Origin of the sequence: Streptomyces sp. NBC_00569, from assembly GCF_036345255.1 — a bacterium.
In the GTDB taxonomy this organism is placed as follows: Bacteria; Actinomycetota; Actinomycetes; order Streptomycetales; family Streptomycetaceae; genus Streptomyces.
Window position 1 is genome coordinate 8,377,817 of sequence record NZ_CP107783.1, and the last position, 18,545, is coordinate 8,396,361.

Below are 18,545 nucleotides of genomic sequence, written 5' to 3' on the forward strand. Positions count from 1 at the left end.
CGGTGTCGGGCGGCCGGGGAGCGAATGGGGCCACGTGGACAACCGTCCGGTTCCCGAAGGGGGTACAGAGCCAGGCGTCGACTCGCAGCAGAGGAGATCGGATCTATTCCCGCAACGCCGCTACGGGCAGCGGGCACCGCGGAACTACCGGAGGGTAGCCGCGCGTGCGCGAGTCGTTGAGCACACGCGCCGGTGACGAGGGGCACATCGCAAGCCGCGCGTCGAGCGCCGCCTCCCACTGCTCGGTCAGGCCAGTCATGAGGCGCCGGCGCATGCCGGGCGTGACGTGGGCGTAGCGCGCGGAAACCGAGCCGTCGATGTGGCCCATGCGCTCGTCCATGTGGACCTTCTCGGTGCCGAGGTCCTCCATCATCGTGCGGTGGGTGTGGTGCAGGCCGTGCGGTGTGAGGCCCTTGGCGATCGGAAGCCAGCAGGCGTCGGCCCGAGCGGCTGCGCCTCGGCCTCGGGCTGGGATGCCGGGCCAGGGCTCGCCGAGAATCGGTACCGGGCGGGCTTCCTGTGGTGCCTTCTTCGGGTACCAGCCGGAGGCCGCCGGGGTGAACAGCCAGGTAGCGAAGCCGTTGCGGCGCCAGTGAGCAGCGTGCTCCGCCGTGACGCCTCCGCGTACGAACCCGAGCTCTGCGATGGCGAGTTCGACACGTACGCGGGTGTCCTCGCGTACATGGTCAGGGTGGTTGAGGACGTTGGAGACCGTGCCCGCGGAGACCCCTGCGCGGCGCGCGACGTCGATGAGCCTCGCGCCCTGGTGCCCTCCGGTACGGACGGCGCCCTGGCCTCGGAAGACGTACGTCCTGCCGTGGCAGGGGCAGGGTGTCGGCCGAGCGCATCAATGCACTCGAGCGCCAGATCCGCCGCCCGGTCACCGCCCAGGCACCGCACCTGCTGGCCATCCCCGGCTGCGGCATCCTCGGCGCCGTAGTACTCCTCGGAGAGACCGCCGACACCACCCGGTTCGCTTCCAAGGCCGCCTTCGCCCGGTTCAACGGCACCGCACCGATCCCGGTCTGGTCGGGCAACAAGGTCCGCGTTCGACTCAACCGAGGCGGCAACCACACCGTGAACCACGCACTCCACATGATCACTGTGACCCAGGTTCGCGGTGCCGACCGGCGTACGCATGCGGTGCCGAGCCGCGGATTCGCCCGACCTTGCTGCTGACGAGAAAGTCGTTGTTCGGGTACCCGCGCAAGAGTCGGCCCAGCATGCGTTCAGCTCGGCCGGCGCCGTAGGAGTCTGCGGTGTCCAGGAGGTTGGCACCGAGCTCGACGGCGCGGCGCAGGCCATCGAGGAAGCGCCCGTCGTCCGTCTCTGACTCAGTGCCCTGTGACAGTCCGCTGGCTCCGCAGTTGACGCCGAGCGGATGGGCGAAGAGTCCTCGGCCGAGATGGCGTCGCGTGAGGTCGGGAGCGGTCATCGACGAGGGCCTGCCGGAAGGGTGAGTATGGCGATGACGATCTTTCCGTTCTCGGTCTCCTCAACCGACCAGGCACTGGCGAGGCTGTCCACGATGAACAGGCCGCGCCCGTTTGCAGCCACCGTCCCTTCGTCAACAGATGAGTTCGAAGGTCGGACAGGGACGGCAGTGATGTCGGCCCCGCGGTCAACGACGCCCAACGCCGCGCCGAACTCGTAGACCTCAACCCTTATGAGGACCGCACCGCTGCTGTGCTGGATGGCGTTGGCGATGAGCTCGCTGGCCACCAGCATGGCGTCGAAGAGCTGATCCTCCGCCTTGCCGTCCAGGACGTCGGCCAGGACGGTACGGGCGGCGCGCTGCGGAGCATCGAGTCCGTCGAGCACCACATCACGGTGGATCAGCAGGTCTCCGAGGCTCCGGTCATGCACCAGTTCAGCAGTTGTGGGGGGCATGCTCGTTTCCTCGCATCGGGAGGGGAGCTACGCGGTGACTGGGTCCGTGGCCGCGGTGTCGTCGTCGAAGGTCATCTCCGGTGCGGGCCGGCGGAAGCCCTTGGTCAGGACGGCCAGGTAGGCGACGCCGATCGCCAGCCATACGCCGCCGATCTGGAGTGCGACGTGACCGAGCTTTGTGAGCAGGTAGAGGGAGACGGCGGCGCCGATGGCCGGCATCACCAGGTACGAGAAGAGGTTGGGGGTGCGGCCGTGTCTGCGCTCTCGGACCAGGTGGGCGATCACGCAGACGTTCACCAGGGTGAAGCCGAGGAAGGCGCCGAAGTTGATGAATGAGGTGGCTGTGGTCAGGTCGAGTTTCATGGCGATGACACCGGCGGCCGCGGTCAGCAGCAGGTTCAGGACGGGCGTGCCGGTTTTCTTCGACAGGTTGCCGAAGATGGCCTTGGGCAGGGCGCCGTCGCGTCCCATGACGTACATGAGGCGGGCGGCGGAGGCTTGCAGGGCGATACAGGAGGCGATGGATCCGGCGATGGTGACGAAGTTGATGATCTCGGCGTACGTCTCGCCGCCGACCTGGACCTTCAGGTGGTAGGCGGCCGCGTCGACGTCGGCGAACTTCGCGCCGGGGTGGACCAGTTGCATCACGAAGGACAGCACGATGAAGATCGCTCCGGCGGCGATGACGCAGCCGATGATGCCGCGGCCGATCGTCCTGGCCCCGCCCCTGGCCTCCTCGCCCAGCGTGGAGACGGCGTCGAAGCCGAGGAAGGAGTACGCGGCGATGGCGGCGGCCGCGGTGACCGCGCCGATCGAAGTGCCTGAGTTCCACAGGGCGTTGGTGGCGGGGGCGGAGGAGCCGTGCTTGCCGAGGAAGACGACACACAGGGTGGCGAAGAGGACCAGCGACCCCAGAGCGATGAACATCAGGACCTTGTTGACGCGGTCCGCGAGCTTCATGCCGAAGACGTTGATGGCGGTGGTGATGCCCACCGAGACGATCAGCCAGACCCACTTGGGGATCTCGGGGAACTGGGCGTTGAAGTAGATCGCCGTGATCAGCCAGCCGACCATCGGGATGAAGAAGTAGTCGAGCAGCATCGCCCAGCCGGACAGGAAACCGATGCGGCTGTCGAGCATCTTGCGGGCGTAGGTGTAGACGGACCCGGCGCCGGGCACGGCGCGCGCCATCTTCGCGTAACTCAGCCCGGTGAGCAGCATCGCGACGGTGGCGATGGCGAACGCGGTCGGGGCCGCGCCGCCGCTGGTGGCGGCGACCACGCCGAACATCGTGACGACGATGCCGGGCGAGATGTAGGCCAGGCCGAACAGGACGACGGAGAGGAGACTCAGGTCGCCCCTCAGCCTCATGGTGCTCTCTGTGCTCTGTGTGGTCTCGCTGTTCAACATCGCGGCTCCTCGGTGGTGTGGGCGGGGTTCCAGGTGGCGGGGTCGATGCGGCCCCCGTACAGCGGGAGCTCGAGAGCTGGGTCGCCGGGGCGGAACTGGTCCCAGACCCGGTTGAGACCGGCGGTGCCGTAGCGGCGGACGTTGCTGACCTCGTCGAGGTCGATCACGTCGGTGAGGGTGGAGTCGCCGGCATCGACGGTTTCGGCGCGCACCGTGCCCTGGGGGTCGATGACGAGGCTGCGGCCGGTCCCGGAGGGGGCGGCGGAGTTGACGCTGGCGACGAAGACCTGGTTGGTGATGGCGTTGGCGCGGTTGAGGACGACTTCCTGCGCGCGGTCGCTCGTCGACGTGCGGACCACGTTGACGATCAGCTCGGCGCCCATCCAGGCCAGATGGCGGGAGATCTCCGGGAACCAGGTGTCGTAGCAGATGGACAGGCCGATGCGGCCGACCCCGGGGAGGTCGACGACCTCGAACCGGTTGCCGGGTGTGGTCGTCTCGTACGGGCGCCACGGGCAGATCTTGCGGTACGCGGCGAGGCGCTCACCCTGTGGTGAATAGACCGGTGTCGTGTTGTGGACGCGGTCGTCGGTGCCTCGCTCGTAGACGCTGCCGGGTACCAGCCAGATGCCCAGGTCCCCCGCGAGCTCGGCGAAGGCCGCATCGCGTTTGCCGTCGAGCGGCTCGGCGGCCTCCGCCGGGGCGGCGGGGACGCCGGGGGCGCTCTCGCCGAGGTGCAGTTCGGGGTAGACGACGAGGGCGCCGGGTGCGCGCAGTTTCACGCGCCGCTCCACGTCGGCGGCGAAGCCTGTGAGGTCGTCGGCCGGGCGGCCGGGCGCCTGGGCGAGGATCAGGGGCAGGGGGCGGGCCATGCGGGAACCAGCCAATCGAAAGGATTGTTGTACGAGGAAAAGTCGACGGAGATTCGGGTGCCGATCACCAGGAATTCCGGTGGGACAAGAATGCAGCCAGTCAGCCATAGCCTCAAATACTTGGCAGGGTTGACTATCATGCCTTTGAGGCATGAAGGTGTCATGCCTCCTCCGTCTCCCGAAGGACCACCGCCATGGAAATCCGAGTGCTGCGCTACTTCCTGACCATCGTGGAGACCGGTTCCGTCACCAAGGCTGCCGAGGTGGTCCGCGTCGCCCAGCCCTCGCTGTCGCGCCAACTGCGCGGCCTGGAAGGGACCTTGGGGATGACGCTCTTCGACCGCGGCGGCAAGCAGATGGTCCTCACGGCGGCCGGCCGGCGCTTCCTTCCGCTGGCCCGCGACCTGGTCGCCCGCGCGGACGCCGCCGAGGCCGCGGTCGGCGCGCTGGCCGCCGGTCGTGCCATGCGGATCACCGTGGCGGCACCGCCCACCACCATCACCGACGTGATCGCGCCGTTCCTGGCCACCTGGGGACCGGAAGATCCGCTCGTCACCGTGCAGGCGGAGAGTCCGGCACATGCGTACCAGGCCCTTGCCAGGGGCGCCGACGTAGCCGTCTCCTCAGCACCTCCGAGGAGTCGATTCGCCGGCCTCCCGGTGGCCCGCCTGCCGCTGTGGGCCTACGTCCGTGCCGACCACGCCTGGGCGGACCGGGACCACGTCACCATCAGGGAGCTTGCCGCGCAGCCCCTCATCGTCCTCACCGCGGCGCACCGCACCCGCCGCATCCTGGACAACGCCGTGCAGGACGCGGACGCCTCGTACGACATCGTGCTCGAATGCGACACCCCGCACGTCGTACAGGCCATGGCGGCCTCGGGCCATGGCGTCGCGGTGGTCTCCGACGATCCCCGCTTCGACCTGCACCCGCTGCTGATCCTCGACAGCACGGGCGAACCGCTGCAGATCCACCTCCACGCGGCGTGGGACGCCGGCCACTACGCGCTGCACAGCATCGAGGCATTCGCGGCCGGTTTGTCACGTTTTTGCGTCGAGCGGTACGGGCCACAGGTCGCCGCCCGCCTATGAACTGCGGCGACGACTACATGGAGGTATGCCTGGTAGGCAGCCTGACCAGGCCGGGCGGGCATTGGACGGTGGCCCGGGCGCGCCCCATCATGCGGCGATATCCCGCCACGCGGCGGGATCCCGCATCAGTCACCGACCGAGAGGACCTCGGACCCGTGTCGAGACCGTTCCCTGTCCGACGGCTACGCCGTGCCGCTGCCGTCGCCGCCGTGCTCGCGGGGCTGTTCGCCGTCCCGTCACTGACGACCGCGGCGCCCGTCGCGACCGCATCCGTACCCGTTCCGGGTGATCCGCTCACCGGAAGCGGTGCGGTGAACCGGACCCAGCTCACCGCCGCCCAGCTCGCCGGGGGCAGTGCCGAGGGCACCGTGCCCGACAGCGCCTTCGCCCTGCCGGCGCAAGCGGCGCCACCCACCCACAGCTTCGAAGGCACCCTCACCCTCGACGGCCTCTCCACCGCCGGAGGATTCCGCGCACTGAAAGACCCGGACGGATACGCAGACGCGGCAGCGACCCGGCATCTGCCGCCGGTCGACATCGCGCTCGTGCAGAACGGCAGCCACCTCGTCCCGGCGAAGCGCGGGCTGGAGTACACGGGGAACCCGGCGTGGAATCTGGCGGTGGGGCCCGGCCGCGCGTGGAACGAGAACGGCGACGGCCAACGCACCCGCGCCTCCCTGCCGTTCGCGCTGATCGAGCGCAACGCCAACTGCGTGCACAACGGCGCCCTCACCTTCCTCTTCGACGACACGTCGGTCTCCGAGGTCCGCTACCAGATCACCACGGAGACCTGCGAGTACTTCCAGTTCGACATGTGGGGCCAGGTGCCGGCCGACTACCGGCCCGGCCCCGTCGACGACGCCGAGAACCTGCGCGACGCGTACGCCTCCGAGGTCAAGGACCGGCTCCCGACCAAGCCCATCTCGGCGCTGGCCACCGACTACCCGGACAGTGGGGTGGACGTGACGAAGTTCGGCTCCGGCGTCACGCCGTCCGCGCTGAGCACCTTCGGCTTCTACTACAGCGGAGTCCACTACGTGGGCAACTGTCGTACCCGGCAAGGGGATTACCCCTTCTGCGGCCAGATGCTGCTGCCGTCGTACTCGACCGCGAAGTCGGCATTCGCGGGAACGGCCATGCTGCGTCTGGCGCAGCGCTACGGCCCGGCCGTGGCCCAGGAGAAGCTCTCCGACCGAATCCCCGAGACCGCCGGCAACACTGCCTGGAGCGGCGTCACCCTCGACCACACCCTCGACATGGCCACAGGGAACTACACCTCGCCCGGCTACGAGACCGACGAATCGGGCAGCACCATGGCGAACTTCTTCGCGGCCGAGCCCTACGCCGACAAGATGCGACTCGCCCTGTCGTTCCCACATAAGGCCAAGCCCGGCAGCAAGTGGGTGTACCACACCTCCGACACCTTCCTCGCCACCCGCGCGATGAACAACTACCTGCAGGACAAGGCCGGTTCGGGCGCCGACATCTTCAACATGCTCCGCGACGACGTGCTCAAGCCCATCGGCGTCGGGCCCGACTCCCTCGTCTCCTCGCGTACCGACAACAGCCCTGGCGGGGTGCCCTTCGGTGGCTACGGCATGTTCTGGACGCAGGACTCCGTCGCCAAGTTCGCGAAATTCCTCAACAACGACCACGGCGCCGTCAACGGCACGCAGATACTCGACCCGACTCTGCTCGCGGCCACCATGCAACGCACACCGCAGGACCGGGGCATGACCACCACCGGCACCAAGCCCATGAAGTACCAGAACGGCTTCTGGGGCCGGGAGTTCACCTCCGCCGACGACCCCGCCTACACCAGCCCCTTCTACGTACCATTCATGTCGGGATACGGTGGCATCACCGTCGCGATGATGCCGAACGGCGCCACCTACTACTACTTCAGCGACAACAACGAATTCAGCTGGAACGCCGCCGTCGCCGAAGCAGACAAGCTGGCGCCCATGCCCGGCACGGCGGTTGCGGTGAGGAAGACCCCATCGAAGTAGGCAGTCCAGCCTCCTTCGTATGGTCACGCTCCTGCCCGTCGGGCACTACAACCGACGGGCAGGAGCGTGCCTGGATGCGTCACCGGGGCGGGATCGAACTAGCAATGACGCACCCAGCTCAACTGAATGACCAGCCCTCCCCTGAAGGACATCAGGTCGTCAGGAACTTCCGTACGGCGCTGAGGATCGTCGCATCGGAGAGGTACGCCATGTGTGTCTCGCAGGCCACGTAGTTGTTGGTGGCCCCGGCGAGTTTGGTGCTGGTGTAGGGGTTGATCATGCCGTCGCAGGGCGAGTACCAGGTGGCGTACTTGGTGCTGCCGGGGGTCTCGTCGCCGGAGTTGACGGTGGTCAGGAAGGACGAGCCGGGGTACATCTCCTGACACGAGGTGTACGTCTGGCAGGAAGAGGCGTTGCTGCTCCCGTGGTTGGCGCCGGCCAGTGAGGCCATGTGCTTCACGTACGGTTGCCCGCCGAGCTCATTGACGTACCAGTTGGTGACCATGCCGCCCATGGAGTGGTTGACGATGTCGACCTGGCTGGCTCCGGTGGTGGCCAGCACCTGCTGTACGTAGCTGGCCAGGCCCTGAGCGCTGGTCTTGTTCGACTGCGTCCAGGTGTACTGGTAGGTGAACAGGTCGCTGGCCGGGTACCCGGCGGCCTCGAACGATGCTTTTGCGGCGCTCCAGTTGGACGGGCTCTCGGCATAGCCGTGCACGAAGACGACCGGAGTGCGGGTGGCGGCCTCGGCCCGGGGGGCCGTGGCCGCGCCGCCGAGGGCGAGCGTGCCCGCGACGGCGAGCGCGGTGAGTGCGGAGCGGTTGCGGCGTGTGGCGGAGGCATCAGAAATGCGGCTCATTGTCTGCTCCTGGGAGATGGGCCGTGGATCGCCTGAGACTGCTCGGCCGATCCATGGACACGTGCGTCGGCCGAGTGAGCGACCGATGGTCAACGGGCGGGAGCCAGGTTGTTGCTGCGCGTCCGGATACCGTAGAGCGGCCGAAACCTGACCGGTTGCCCGAGTGGAGGGAACGTTAGGTAGCCGCGTTACAGCAGGGTTACAGATGCCTCAGAGATGCGAGAGTTGCCAGAGGCGCAGCGCGAGGTGGACGTCGAGTACGCGCGTGCCGTCCCGCCAGTCGGCGCCCAGCAGACGGTCGAGCTTGTCCAGCCGCTGACGCACGGTGTTCTGGTGCAGGTGGAGGCGCGCCGCGGTGGCGGCGACGCTGCGGTTGGCATCCAGGTACGCCAGGGCGGTGGGCGCCATGGAGGTGCCGTGCTCGGTGTCGTATACGAGGGCAGGACCGATGGTGTCCTGGACGATGGCGCGGTGCAACGCCGTGTCCTGCGCCCCGAGAACGAGCCCGACACTGCCCAGCATCGACTCCGTCGCCACCTCGCCCTCCCGCCCGAGCAGCCGGAGCGCCCGCGCGAGCCGGTGCGCCCGTTCGTGCGTGTCGCGGACCGACGCGATGCCACGCCCGGGGCCCGCGCAACCGACCGTGGCCGCCACGTTCCTGCGCTGCAGCTCGGTGGAGATCTCGGTGCCGATGTGCGACGGAGCCTCGGAGGGCAGCAGCGCGCACACGTGCCCACGGTGCGACGCGACCAGTCCGACGCCGGCCGCCGTCTCATGGACGACGCGGGCGACGACCGCGTGAGCCGTCTCCGGTTCCTGCGAATCGACGATCAAGACGGCCAGTGACGCCTCTACGTGGATGCCGTGCTCGGCGAGCTTTCGCTGCAGCACAGGCAGGGAAGGGCCGGTCGCGTCCTCGGCCAGCACGAGATCGAGGAGCTCGGACTGCTCGCGCGTGCCCGCCTCCGCGATGGCCTGATCGAACAGCAACTGGGCGATGAGGGTGGTGGCGGCCCGTTGCAGGATGAGGCCGTCGAGCGCGCTGAGGGGACCGGAGGCGCAGATCACGCCCAGTACCTTGTCGCCCACGACCGCGGCCATCACGGTCGTCGTCATTCGTGTCTGCGCCGGGGAGTTCGCCTCCGGGTCGGTCGAGCGCTGGTCGGCCGGGCGCAGGTCGCCCGTCGCCGGCTCCCCGGTGCGGCGGGACTCCTGCGCCAGCTCGCTCAACCGTCGGGCGTCGTGCCCGGCCGTGGTCCGCGCTCCACTCAGCATGTCGGCGGTCACCATCTGCACGTCGGTGCCGAGAATCGTCGCGACCTCCGCCTCGATGCGACTCAGTCCCTCCATCGAGGACAGCGCGGATACCAGCGCGGCGTCGGCTCGTTCCAGCCGCTGAAGGTCCGTGACGTGGCGCCGGCTCTCAGCCTCGGCATGCCGTGCCTGGTCGAGCGAGTGATGGAGGCTCTCCACCAGTTGCGCGGTCTCGAGGGCGACGGCGGCCAGCGAGGCAAGGGAGTTGAGCGTCGATGCCTGGTCGTGGTCGTAACTACGGGGGTAGCGGTCCGCGACCAGGAGTGCTCCGATCACACGGCCCTCGACGTGCAGGGGCGCACCGAGGATCGCCCGTACTCCTTCGGCGCGGACCGCCTCGTCGACGGACGCGATGTGGTGCACGCTCTCGTCGGCCAGATAGTCGCGGGTGGCAGCGGGCACGTCCGAGTCGGCGACGGCGCCGAGGATGCCCGTGCCGAACGGCATGCGCAGGGAGCGGTAGGCAGAAGTGACGACACCGTCCGTGGTGTGGATGTACGTCTCTTCCGTGGCGTAGTCGTTGAGGCTCAAGTACGCCATGTCCGAGCCGACGATCGTGCGCGCACTGCGCACGATCGTGCGGATCGCCGCTTCGCGGTCGCGCTTGGCCGTGATCTCGAGGGCCGTCTCGTAGATGGCATTGAGCAGAGCCTGCCGTGAGCGAGCCTCGGCGAGGGTGTGACCGATCGTCCGCATCGCTTGCCGGGCCGCGGGTGACAGGTGTCGGAGATCCGGGCCCGCGAGCAGCGCGTCGAGGGCTGCCACGTCGGCCTCGGAGGCCAGGGCGGTCAGGACGGATTCGACAGCATGGGCGGGCACCGTGGGGCCGGTCGAGGAGGTGGCCGCGCGGGACTGTGCGGCCGAGGCGGAGCCATCGTCAGACATGGGCACAGCCTCCTTGATCGTCTGAGAACTCCCCGCCGGTAACGGAGAAGTCCACAGTAATCCGCAGAGAACATGGAGATCTCTCCATAGCTCCACGGAAGCGGCCCGGGGAAGCTGTGCGGAGGCGTCGTCGCTGGTGACAACGCCGTGCAGTGAGAGAAGGGGCGCCAAATGGCCACCATGGATGCTGGCACGCGGGGTGTTCCCCCGGCAGGTTTCAGAAAGATCATCGCCGGTTCGATGGCCGGCACCGTCGCCGAGTGGTACGAGTTCTTCATCTACGGAACGGCCGCGAGCCTCGTCTTCGGCGAGCTGTTCTTCCCCGGGTCCGACAACCCGCTCGACGGGGTGATCGCCGCCTTCGCGACGTACGCCATCGGCTTTGTCGCCCGCCCAGTGGGCGGCCTCGTCTTCGGGCACTTCGGTGACCGGTACGGGCGCAAGCAGCTCCTGCAGATCTCGCTCCTGCTCGTCGGCGCGTCGACCTTTCTGATGGGCTGTCTGCCGGGCTTCGACACCTGGGGCTACCTGGCGCCGGTCGCTCTGGTGACCTTGCGGTTCGTCCAGGGCTTCGCCGTCGGCGGCGAGTGGGGCGGTGCCGTGCTGCTCGTCAGCGAGCACAGCCCCGACGACCGCCGCGGCACCTGGGCCGCGTTCCCTCAGGCGGCCGTGCCACTTGGGAACCTGATCGCCACGATCGTCCTGCTGAGCCTCAACGCCGTCATGTCACAGGACATGTTCCTCACCTGGGGCTGGCGCATCGCGTTCTGGCTGTCGGCCGTGATCATCATCGTCGGCTACTACGTACGCAAGAACATCGAGGACGCCCCGCTCTTCGTCGAAGCCCTCGAGCGGCAGAAAGAGCGGGAGGAGGAACAGGCCGGACTCAGGGAACTGCTCAGCCGCCACCCTCGACAGGTCCTCGCAGGAATGGCCGCACGCTTCGGTGACAACACGCTCTACTACCTCATCGCCACGTTCACGATCACGTACCTCACCGTGTCGAAGGACATGTCCAGCCAGACCGTGCTCCTGCTCATGCTCATCGGGAACGCCTTCCAGACCGGCTTCATGATCCTCGCCGGGTACGTGTCCGATCGCATCGGCCGGCGCCCCACCTACCTCCTGGGCGGGGTGAGCGGGCTCGCCTGGGCCGTCGGCTACTTCTTCGCTCTCGAGACAGCGAACTTCTGGGTGATCCTCGCGGCGATCGTCGTCGGCCTCGGGGTGCACGCGATGCTCTACGCCCCCCTGGGGGCGATGCTCAGCGAGATGTTCCCGACCCGGGTCCGGTACACGGGAGTGTCGTTCTGCTACCAGGTGACGTCGATCTTCGCGGGCTCCCTCGCCCCGATCATCGCTGCCCTGCTGCTGTCTCACTTCGGCTCGACCGTGCCCATCACGATCTACATCCTCGTTGTCCTCGCGGTGTCGACCACCACGGTCTTCGCGGCGTACAAGGAAACCTCCGGGGCATCGCTGCGCGCCATCGACGAACAGGATCACTCAGCTCGGCAGGACACGGCACCGGTAGGAGCGGCACGATGACCACGACGACGAACACGACAACGACCCCCACCTCGACCCACCAGACCCGCCAGATCCGAGGGGCCGTGCTGGAGTCGTGCGACAACGAACGCCCCTTCGCCACGAGCCGGCCGATCACCGTGTGCGACCTCGAACTGTCCGGTCCCGGCCCCGATGAGGTGATGGTCCGCATCGAGGCTGCCGGTGTGTGCCATTCGGATCTGTCCGTGGTGGACGGCAACAGGCGCCGGCCGACTCCGATGTTGCTCGGCCATGAAGCCGCCGGGCGCATTGTCGAGATCGGCGAGAACGTCGCCGACCTCAGTGTCGGCCAGCGGGTCGTCATGGCGTTCCTGCCCCGCTGCGGAGCATGTGCGGGGTGCCGAACCGAGGGCAAGATGCCGTGCGCCGCGGGCACCGCGACGAACAACGCGGGGACGCTCCTCGGCGGTGGTACCCGGCTGTCGCGCAACGGAGAACCGGTCTACCACCACCTGGGCGTCTCCGGCTTCGCCACGCACGCCACCGTCGACCGCAGGTCCGTCACCCCGGTTGACGACGACGTGCCGCCGGATGTCGCCGCCCTGCTCGGTTGCGCGGTCCTGACCGGCGGCGGAGCCGTACTCAATGCGGTGCGCCCCGCACCGGGCCAGACCGTGGCGGTCGTCGGCCTCGGAGGGGTCGGCATGGCAGCAGTGCTCACCGCCCTGTCGCTCGGAGCCGAAGTCGTAGGGGTCGACGCCGTCGAGTCCAAACTGGACCTGGTGAGGCCATTCGGCGTCGCGCAGGCGCTCACCCCGGAACAGGTCCTCCATCAAGGACTTCGGGCTGACGTCGTCGTGGAGGCCGCCGGACATCCGCGGGCATTCGAGACCGCCCTGGCCATCACCGCCCCCGGAGGCGCTACGGTGACGGTCGGCCTGCCCGGGCCCGAGGCGCGCGCCACCGTCTCGCCCCTCACGCTCACCGCGGAAGCGCGGACCATCGTGGGTAGTTACCTCGGCTCGGCCGTGCCCCAACGGGATATCCCGATCTACGCACAGCTGTGGCGCGAGGGCCGGCTGCCCGTGGACCGGCTCATCTCCTCCCGCATCCGGTTGGACGACATCAACGAGGCGATGGACCTCCTCGCCGGCGGATCCCAACTCCGGCAGGTGATCGTGTTCGACGACGAGGACACACCCCCAGCGGTGTGAGTACGGTGGCTGGCCCGCCTCGCGGGCCAGCCATTCCTCATTCCTGCTCGCTCATGGTGAGGACGTCGGGGATGTGGGCGCGGGCGTGTACCTCGCCCGACGACGCGGTACACGCCGACACTTGCTCTGGCACCGGCTTGGTCTGCCGCACAGCACGTTTACGTAGTCTGCGGGCCCTGGCCTGTCCGGAAGTAGCGCCTCGACCATGGCTGCCGCCTCATCCGCAAGTAGCGCACGGCCGACCGGCGTCGGCGTTCCGGTCCGGGAAATCTGATCGTTCCGCGCTCGGCCGTCCGTTGATGCCGGTCACGGGTGGGCGAGGAGTCTGATCCCAGACCGGTTTCCGTTGTTCGGTCAGTCATGGATCTGCCTGAACGGTGGTTTCCGTGCGAAGCACGAGTTTCGGGAATGCTCCCTTACCGCAGCAGCCGTGCCGGGAGGATGGGCGGGTGCTGTCCCGGGTCCGGGGTCTGACTCATGATTCGCCTGACCGAAGTGTCTAGTTGTCACAATGTCGACTGCTGGCCGGGGACGGTGCGTTGTCGGTGCCGGGCTAGCGGGGTGTGTCCCGATAGAGGGGCCTCGCCGTCCCGGCGTCAAGGTAGGTGTCCAGGTGCTCGCCGAGAACAACGTCTTGGACGACGACGGTCCATCCCGCCTGCGCGTACAGGTCTGCGACCGCAGCGGATGCCTGGTAGCGCAGCCGCAGCTGAGCCCTTCCCTCTGCGGTCGGCTGAGGCGTGAACTCGTCGCGACCGGACACGATCATCCGCCGGAAGCTGTCACCGCGCAGGTGCACGGAGCGTGGGAGCCGCTCGGCCAGCAACTGGGCGACGGTGGACTTCCCTGACGCCATGACTCCGGTGACGAGCACTACTGCGGAACTGAGCTCCTGCACTGTTGGCCCCCGTCATGGTGCACCTGAGTCCGAACTGCCGTGAAGCCCCTGGTAGGACAGGTCTCACCACAAGATCATGTCCGTAACCACCAGAGGCTTCACGTTGGTCACCTATGTTGCCACGCTCGATGTCCCCCGCCACGTCGTGGACCACCTCGCCCGTCTGCTGGCCGCGCACCGCCGCCTGATCGGCACTCCGCACGGCTCGCGGGCGCTCGGGCCGTTCCGACAGGCCGTGTTGGTGTTGCGCTGGTTCCGGGAACGCGGCTGCGTGCACTGCCTGGCGCGAGACGCCGGGATCTCGCAGGCCACCGGCTACCGCTACCTGCACGAGGGCATCGACGTCCTTGCCGACCAGACCCCCGACCTGCACGACGTCCTGACACGCTGCCAGGAGGAGGGAATGACGCACGTGATTCTGGACGGCACCCTGATCGAGTCAGACCGCGTCTCCGGGGAGCGCGAGAACGGCAACGACCTCTGGTTCAGCCAGAAGCACAAGGTGTTCGGCGGCAACGTGCAGTTCCTCTCCGCCCCGGACGGCACTCCGCTGTGGGTCTGCGAGGTTGAGCCCGGATCGACGCCTGACATCACCGCGGCCCGGATCCACGTCCTGCCTGCGCTCTACAAGGCGGCTGCCCAGGGCCTGCCGACCCTGGCGGACAAGGGCTACATCGGGGCGGGCATCGGCATACGCATCCCCGTCCGCCGCCCGAAGGGCCGCTCCGAGCAAGCCCTCCACATCGACATCCGGATGGCGAACGCCCTGATCAGGCACGTCCGAGCCCTGGGGGAACGTGCCGCCGCCGAGCTCAAGGAACCCTGGCGTGCGCTCAAGCGCGTCACACTCAGCCCCTGCCGCATCGGCGACATCACCCGCGCCGCGCTCGTCCTCAACCAGCGTTGGAAGTGATCTTCATAGAGAAGACCTCAGTGACCTGCTGGTTCGCGCATGTGCACATGTGTCGGGGCGTGAACCGGGTTCGTGGCGCCCCAGCCTGACGAACTTGCGTGTCGTCGGTCGGCTCGGCTTCTCGGCTGCGTCATTAGTAGATATGGGCGTAGAAGGTAGATATATTGACATAGCTATGTTCAGCCGCATACGTTTTCGGACTGTGAGCCAGCCCAGAGCATCCGTTCAGGACGTCAACCACGTAGCTGACGAGCTAGTCGTGTGTCTGCCCGCGCTGGCTCGGGCCATGGAACGGCAGATCGGCCCGGACTTCGAACACCCCAAACCGCCCGAGGCGCAGATTGCGCTGCTCCGTCACGTTGAGGCCAATGACGGGGTCACGGTGCGGAGGGCGGCAGACGCACTGCTGATGAAGCCCAACAACGTGAGCGCAATGGTGACGCAGCTGACCGAGCAGGGTCTGCTGGAACGCCGACAGGACTCTGCCGACAAGCGCGTTGCGCACCTGCACCTCACATCGGCCTCGCGGCAGCAGCTCGCCGAGGTCCAGCACCTGATGAGCAGCCTGCTCAGACGGGCGCTGCGGAGCATGACCGAGGACGAACTGGAGGCTCTCGACTCGGCGTTGACCGCACTGCATGCCCTGAACGAGCGCCTTCACCCCGACACGCACTGACGCACGTTCAGGGATGCCGCACCCTGTTTTCAGGGCGTACCGCTCACGCGCTGCACCGCGTCGGTCTGCGGATCTTTGCCGTGGGCGCGCGGCTGCGTATGAATTCCCGGAGATGCCGAACCCCGGGCCGGTATCGGACGGCCGTCCCTGCCGTTCCCGACCACCGGCCCGGGGTTTTGGTGCCGGGCCGGACGTGTCCTCAATCGCGTCCGGCCCGGGCCTTGTCACTCGCCGGGGTGGGCGAGTTCGATGTCGTGGCCGTCGATGGAGCTGCCCCGGACGGACAGGTCCCTGGCCTTCGGCGGGTAGCCGGTCGCGAAGACCGTGTAGCTGCCACCGTCCAGGTCGGAGAAGGCGTACGCGCCGTCTTCGCCGGTGGCCGAGGCGGCGACCACGTTGCCTGCGGCATCGACGAGCGTGACCCGGGCATCGGCCAGCGGCCGGCCGACTGCCGTTACCACGCCGCTCACTTGCGCCCCCGCTGGCAGCTCGATCTCGGTCCTGGTGACGCCCTGCGGGGCGACTTCGACGGGCAGGGCCAGCGGCCGGTACCCGGTGGCGGTGACCGCGAGGGTCAGCGACCCGGGTGTCATCTCGGTGAAGGCGAAGGTGCCGTCCGCGTCGGTGAGCTCGGCCGCCAGCACGTCGCCGCGTACATCGGCCGCGACGACCATGGCGCTGTCGACAGGCTCCTTGCTCTCCGCGGACCGGACCGTGCCGATCAAGCCGCTGGTGCCGGAGAGCAGGACGTCGTACGCGACCGGTGCCTCGCCCACCACGACGCTGGAGGCCTGGGGCCGGTAACCGTCGGCCGCGGCGATCAGTACGTAGCTGTCCGCGGCCGACGCGGCGATTTCGTAGGAGCCGTCCGGGTGGGCCACCGCGCGGCCCGACTGCCGCCCGTCCAGCGAGATGAGGGTCAGGGAGGCGTGGGGCACGGGGGCGGATTCGGCTCCTCTGACGTGGCCGCTGATCGTCATGCCGCCGGAGGGCAGGGCCTCGGTCCGGGTGTGGGCCGGAGCTGCCGGGGTGGCCGTGACGGGCGGCTGAGCCGCGGGGGCGTCGGCCGGGTCCGGTTCGGTATGGCCGCCGGCCTTGGTGCGGATGCCGAGTGCGGCGAGGGCGGCGCCGATGAGTGCCAGGATGCCTGTGACGACGACGGCGGTGTGGACACCGTTCATGAACGCGGCCTGGCTGCCTTCTGTCACGGCGGCCTTGAGCTGCGCGGGCATCGCGTTGCTGACTGGGGCGACGCCCATCGAGACAGCGTCCTTCGCCTCTTCGAGCCGTGTGGCCACCGATCCGGGCACGCCCGCGCCGGTCAGCTCATCGTTGAGCGTGGAGCCGACGCGGCTGCTGATGAGTGAAACGAGTACCGACGTACCCAGCGCTCCACCGATCTGCAGGGAGGTGGCCTGCAGGCCACCGGCGACGCCTCCGTCCCTGACTGGAGCGTTACCGACGATCGCGTCGGAGGACGCGGACATCACCATGCCGCTGCCCAGGCCGAGCGCGACGAACGGCAGCCACATCGTGGTGTACGACGAGTCGGCGCTCCACGAGAGCATGGCGAACGCGGCGCCCGCTTGGAGCACCATGCCGAGCGGCATGGACAGCCGCGGACCGTACTTCTCGGTGAGCTTGGCGCCGAGCGGCGCGGCCACCATGGAGACGAGGCTGAGAGGCAGGGTGCGCACCCCGGACTCGACGGGGGAGTAGCCGCGCACGTTCTGCATGTACAGCATGACGAAGAAGATCACGCCGAGCATGATGAAGAAGTTCAGCGCGGTCACGATCGTGCCGACGGTCAGGGCTGGGTTGCGGAACAGGCGCATCGGCAGGAGCGGGTGCTTGATCCGGGTCTCGTACCAGCCGAACAGGACCAGGACGACGAGTCCAGCGATGATCGAGCCGAGCGTGCCGGCCGAAGTCCAGCCCCAGGTCTCGCCCTTGACGACGCCGAAGACGACGGCGAGCAGTCCGAGCGCAAGGAGTACGACGCCGGGCGCGTCGAACTTCTCGCTCGCCGCTGCCTCGTTCTTGGACTGGGGGAGTACCAGGATGCTGAAGACGAAGGCGATGACGCCGATGGGGGCGTTGATGTAGAAGACCGACTCCCAGTTGACGTGCTCGACGAGGAGTCCGCCGACGATCGGGCCGAGTGCCGTGGAGACGGACGAGATCATTGCCCAGATGCCGACCGCCATGCCGAACTTCTTCGGCGGGAAGACGGCGCGCAGCAGGGCGAGGGTGTTGGGCATGAGCATCGCGCCGAAGAGGCCTTGTACGGCGCGGAAGGCGATGACACCCTCGATCGAGCCGACGAGACCGATGGCGACGGACGCGAGAGTGAATCCGGCAACGCCGACGAGATAGAGGGTGCGGCGGCCGAAGCGGTCACCGAGCTTGCCGCCGAGGATGAGCGTCGCGGCGAGGGCGAGCAGGTAGGAGTTGGTGACCCACTGCAGTTCGGCAGTGGAGGCACTCAGGTCACGGGCGATCTCCGAGTTGGCGATCGAGACGACGGAGCCGTCGAGACCGACCATGAACAGGCCGAAGGCGACGGCGATCAGCGTCAGCCATGGGTTGGCGCGCCGTCCGTGGCGCGCGCTTGCCGACGGGGACGCCGCGGGGGCGGCGGTGACAGACATGGGTGAGGAATCCTCAGGACGTTCGGCGCGCTCAGCAGCGCGCGGTCATGTGGGGGAGCACGTCCGGCTCCGCCGCAACGGCGGCAAGGGCAGCGGGCGTACGGGGTCGAGACCGGTCAGGCGGCGCGGACGCGGAGCCGACGGGTGGAACCCGAGAGTGCACAGAGTGCTGAGCCGAGGGCATCGCGGTTGCCGTCGGTGCGGGGGCACAGGGCCATGGAGATCCGCTGTGCCGCGACGCTCTGGGTGAGATTGATGCGCTGGTGCGCCGCGACTAGGGCGCGGAGGTAAGCGTCACGCCTGTCGGAGTGAGCCTCGTGGCCCTCGAGCTGCTGAAAAATGCCAACTTCGCTG

14 protein-coding genes and 3 pseudogenes are annotated in these 18,545 nt (G+C 68.3%); 7 read left to right on the plus strand and 10 right to left on the minus strand.

The window, feature by feature from the left end:
* Positions 1-103: 103 nt before the first annotated feature.
* A pseudogene (locus OHO83_RS37705) lies at positions 104-841 on the minus strand (LacI family DNA-binding transcriptional regulator); the annotation flags it as partial.
* On the opposite strand from OHO83_RS37705, the gene OHO83_RS37710 reads away from it, so the two are divergent.
* Positions 832-1,179 (plus strand): IS110 family transposase, encoded by a 348-nt coding sequence (locus tag OHO83_RS37710; protein ID WP_330280453.1) that lies wholly within the window; start codon positions 832-834, stop codon positions 1,177-1,179. The pseudogene OHO83_RS37705 and the gene OHO83_RS37710 sit on opposite strands and share 10 nt — an antisense overlap.
* On the opposite strand, the gene OHO83_RS37715 is transcribed toward OHO83_RS37710, so the two are convergent.
* From OHO83_RS37715 to OHO83_RS37730, 4 genes are read right to left on the minus strand one after another with little or no spacing between them, the layout of a single operon-like run.
* Positions 1,100-1,435, minus strand: coding sequence for an aldo/keto reductase (locus OHO83_RS37715; protein ID WP_330280454.1), 336 nt, complete (start codon positions 1,433-1,435; stop codon positions 1,100-1,102). The genes OHO83_RS37710 and OHO83_RS37715 overlap by 80 nt on opposite strands.
* Positions 1,432-1,890, minus strand: a complete 459-nt coding sequence (locus tag OHO83_RS37720) for an ATP-binding protein (RefSeq protein ID WP_330280455.1) — start codon at positions 1,888-1,890, stop codon at positions 1,432-1,434. Before OHO83_RS37720 ends, OHO83_RS37715 begins: the two co-directional genes overlap by 4 nt.
* 27 nt (positions 1,891-1,917) lie before the next feature.
* Positions 1,918-3,300, minus strand: coding sequence for an APC family permease (locus OHO83_RS37725; RefSeq protein ID WP_330280438.1), 1,383 nt, complete (start codon positions 3,298-3,300; stop codon positions 1,918-1,920).
* Positions 3,294-4,172, minus strand: coding sequence for a carbon-nitrogen hydrolase family protein (locus OHO83_RS37730; protein WP_266676160.1), 879 nt, complete (start codon positions 4,170-4,172; stop codon positions 3,294-3,296). Before OHO83_RS37730 ends, OHO83_RS37725 begins: the two co-directional genes overlap by 7 nt.
* A gap of 194 nt (positions 4,173-4,366) precedes the next feature.
* Between OHO83_RS37730 and OHO83_RS37735 the strand changes: the two genes are divergently transcribed.
* Together OHO83_RS37735 and OHO83_RS37740 are read left to right on the plus strand one after the other, a co-directional pair.
* Positions 4,367-5,263, plus strand: a complete 897-nt coding sequence (locus tag OHO83_RS37735; protein WP_330280437.1) for a LysR family transcriptional regulator — start codon at positions 4,367-4,369, stop codon at positions 5,261-5,263.
* Positions 5,264-5,418: 155 nt separating this feature from the next.
* Positions 5,419-7,272 (plus strand): hypothetical protein, encoded by a 1,854-nt coding sequence (locus tag OHO83_RS37740; protein ID WP_266667756.1) that lies wholly within the window; start codon positions 5,419-5,421, stop codon positions 7,270-7,272.
* A 151-nt stretch (positions 7,273-7,423) separates the two neighbouring features.
* Here the strand turns inward: OHO83_RS37740 and OHO83_RS37745 are convergent, their stop codons facing one another.
* Positions 7,424-8,131 (minus strand): esterase/lipase family protein, encoded by a 708-nt coding sequence (locus OHO83_RS37745; RefSeq protein WP_330280456.1) that lies wholly within the window; start codon positions 8,129-8,131, stop codon positions 7,424-7,426.
* Positions 8,132-8,341: 210 nt separating this feature from the next.
* Positions 8,342-10,330, minus strand: a complete 1,989-nt coding sequence (locus OHO83_RS37750) for a helix-turn-helix domain-containing protein (protein ID WP_266667752.1) — start codon at positions 10,328-10,330, stop codon at positions 8,342-8,344.
* A 240-nt stretch (positions 10,331-10,570) separates the two neighbouring features.
* Between OHO83_RS37750 and OHO83_RS37755 the strand changes: the two genes are divergently transcribed.
* Positions 10,571-11,878 carry an MFS transporter gene (locus OHO83_RS37755; protein ID WP_330280457.1) on the plus strand — a complete coding sequence of 436 codons (1,308 nt, stop codon included), beginning with the start codon at positions 10,571-10,573 and terminating at the stop codon, positions 11,876-11,878.
* A complete protein-coding gene (locus OHO83_RS37760) occupies positions 11,875-13,053 on the plus strand; it encodes an alcohol dehydrogenase catalytic domain-containing protein (RefSeq protein WP_266667748.1) in 1,179 nt (392 codons plus the stop codon). Before OHO83_RS37755 ends, OHO83_RS37760 begins: the two co-directional genes overlap by 4 nt.
* A gap of 571 nt (positions 13,054-13,624) precedes the next feature.
* On the opposite strand, the pseudogene OHO83_RS37765 reads toward OHO83_RS37760, so the two are convergent.
* Positions 13,625-13,951, minus strand: a pseudogene (locus tag OHO83_RS37765) (AAA family ATPase); the annotation flags it as partial.
* A gap of 103 nt (positions 13,952-14,054) precedes the next feature.
* On the opposite strand from OHO83_RS37765, the gene OHO83_RS37770 reads away from it, so the two are divergent.
* Both OHO83_RS37770 and OHO83_RS37775 read left to right on the plus strand, forming a co-directional pair.
* Positions 14,055-14,864 (plus strand): transposase family protein, encoded by an 810-nt coding sequence (locus OHO83_RS37770; protein ID WP_330280832.1) that lies wholly within the window; start codon positions 14,055-14,057, stop codon positions 14,862-14,864.
* Positions 14,865-15,039: 175 nt separating this feature from the next.
* Positions 15,040-15,540 (plus strand): MarR family winged helix-turn-helix transcriptional regulator, encoded by a 501-nt coding sequence (locus OHO83_RS37775; protein ID WP_405602456.1) that lies wholly within the window; start codon positions 15,040-15,042, stop codon positions 15,538-15,540.
* Positions 15,541-15,764: 224 nt separating this feature from the next.
* On the opposite strand, the gene OHO83_RS37780 is transcribed toward OHO83_RS37775, so the two are convergent.
* Both OHO83_RS37780 and OHO83_RS37785 read right to left on the minus strand, forming a co-directional pair.
* Positions 15,765-16,520, minus strand: coding sequence for an MSCRAMM family protein (locus OHO83_RS37780; RefSeq protein ID WP_266676156.1), 756 nt, complete (start codon positions 16,518-16,520; stop codon positions 15,765-15,767).
* A 102-nt stretch (positions 16,521-16,622) separates the two neighbouring features.
* A pseudogene (locus OHO83_RS37785) lies at positions 16,623-18,191 on the minus strand (MFS transporter); the annotation flags it as partial.
* Positions 18,192-18,545 lie beyond the last annotated feature (354 nt).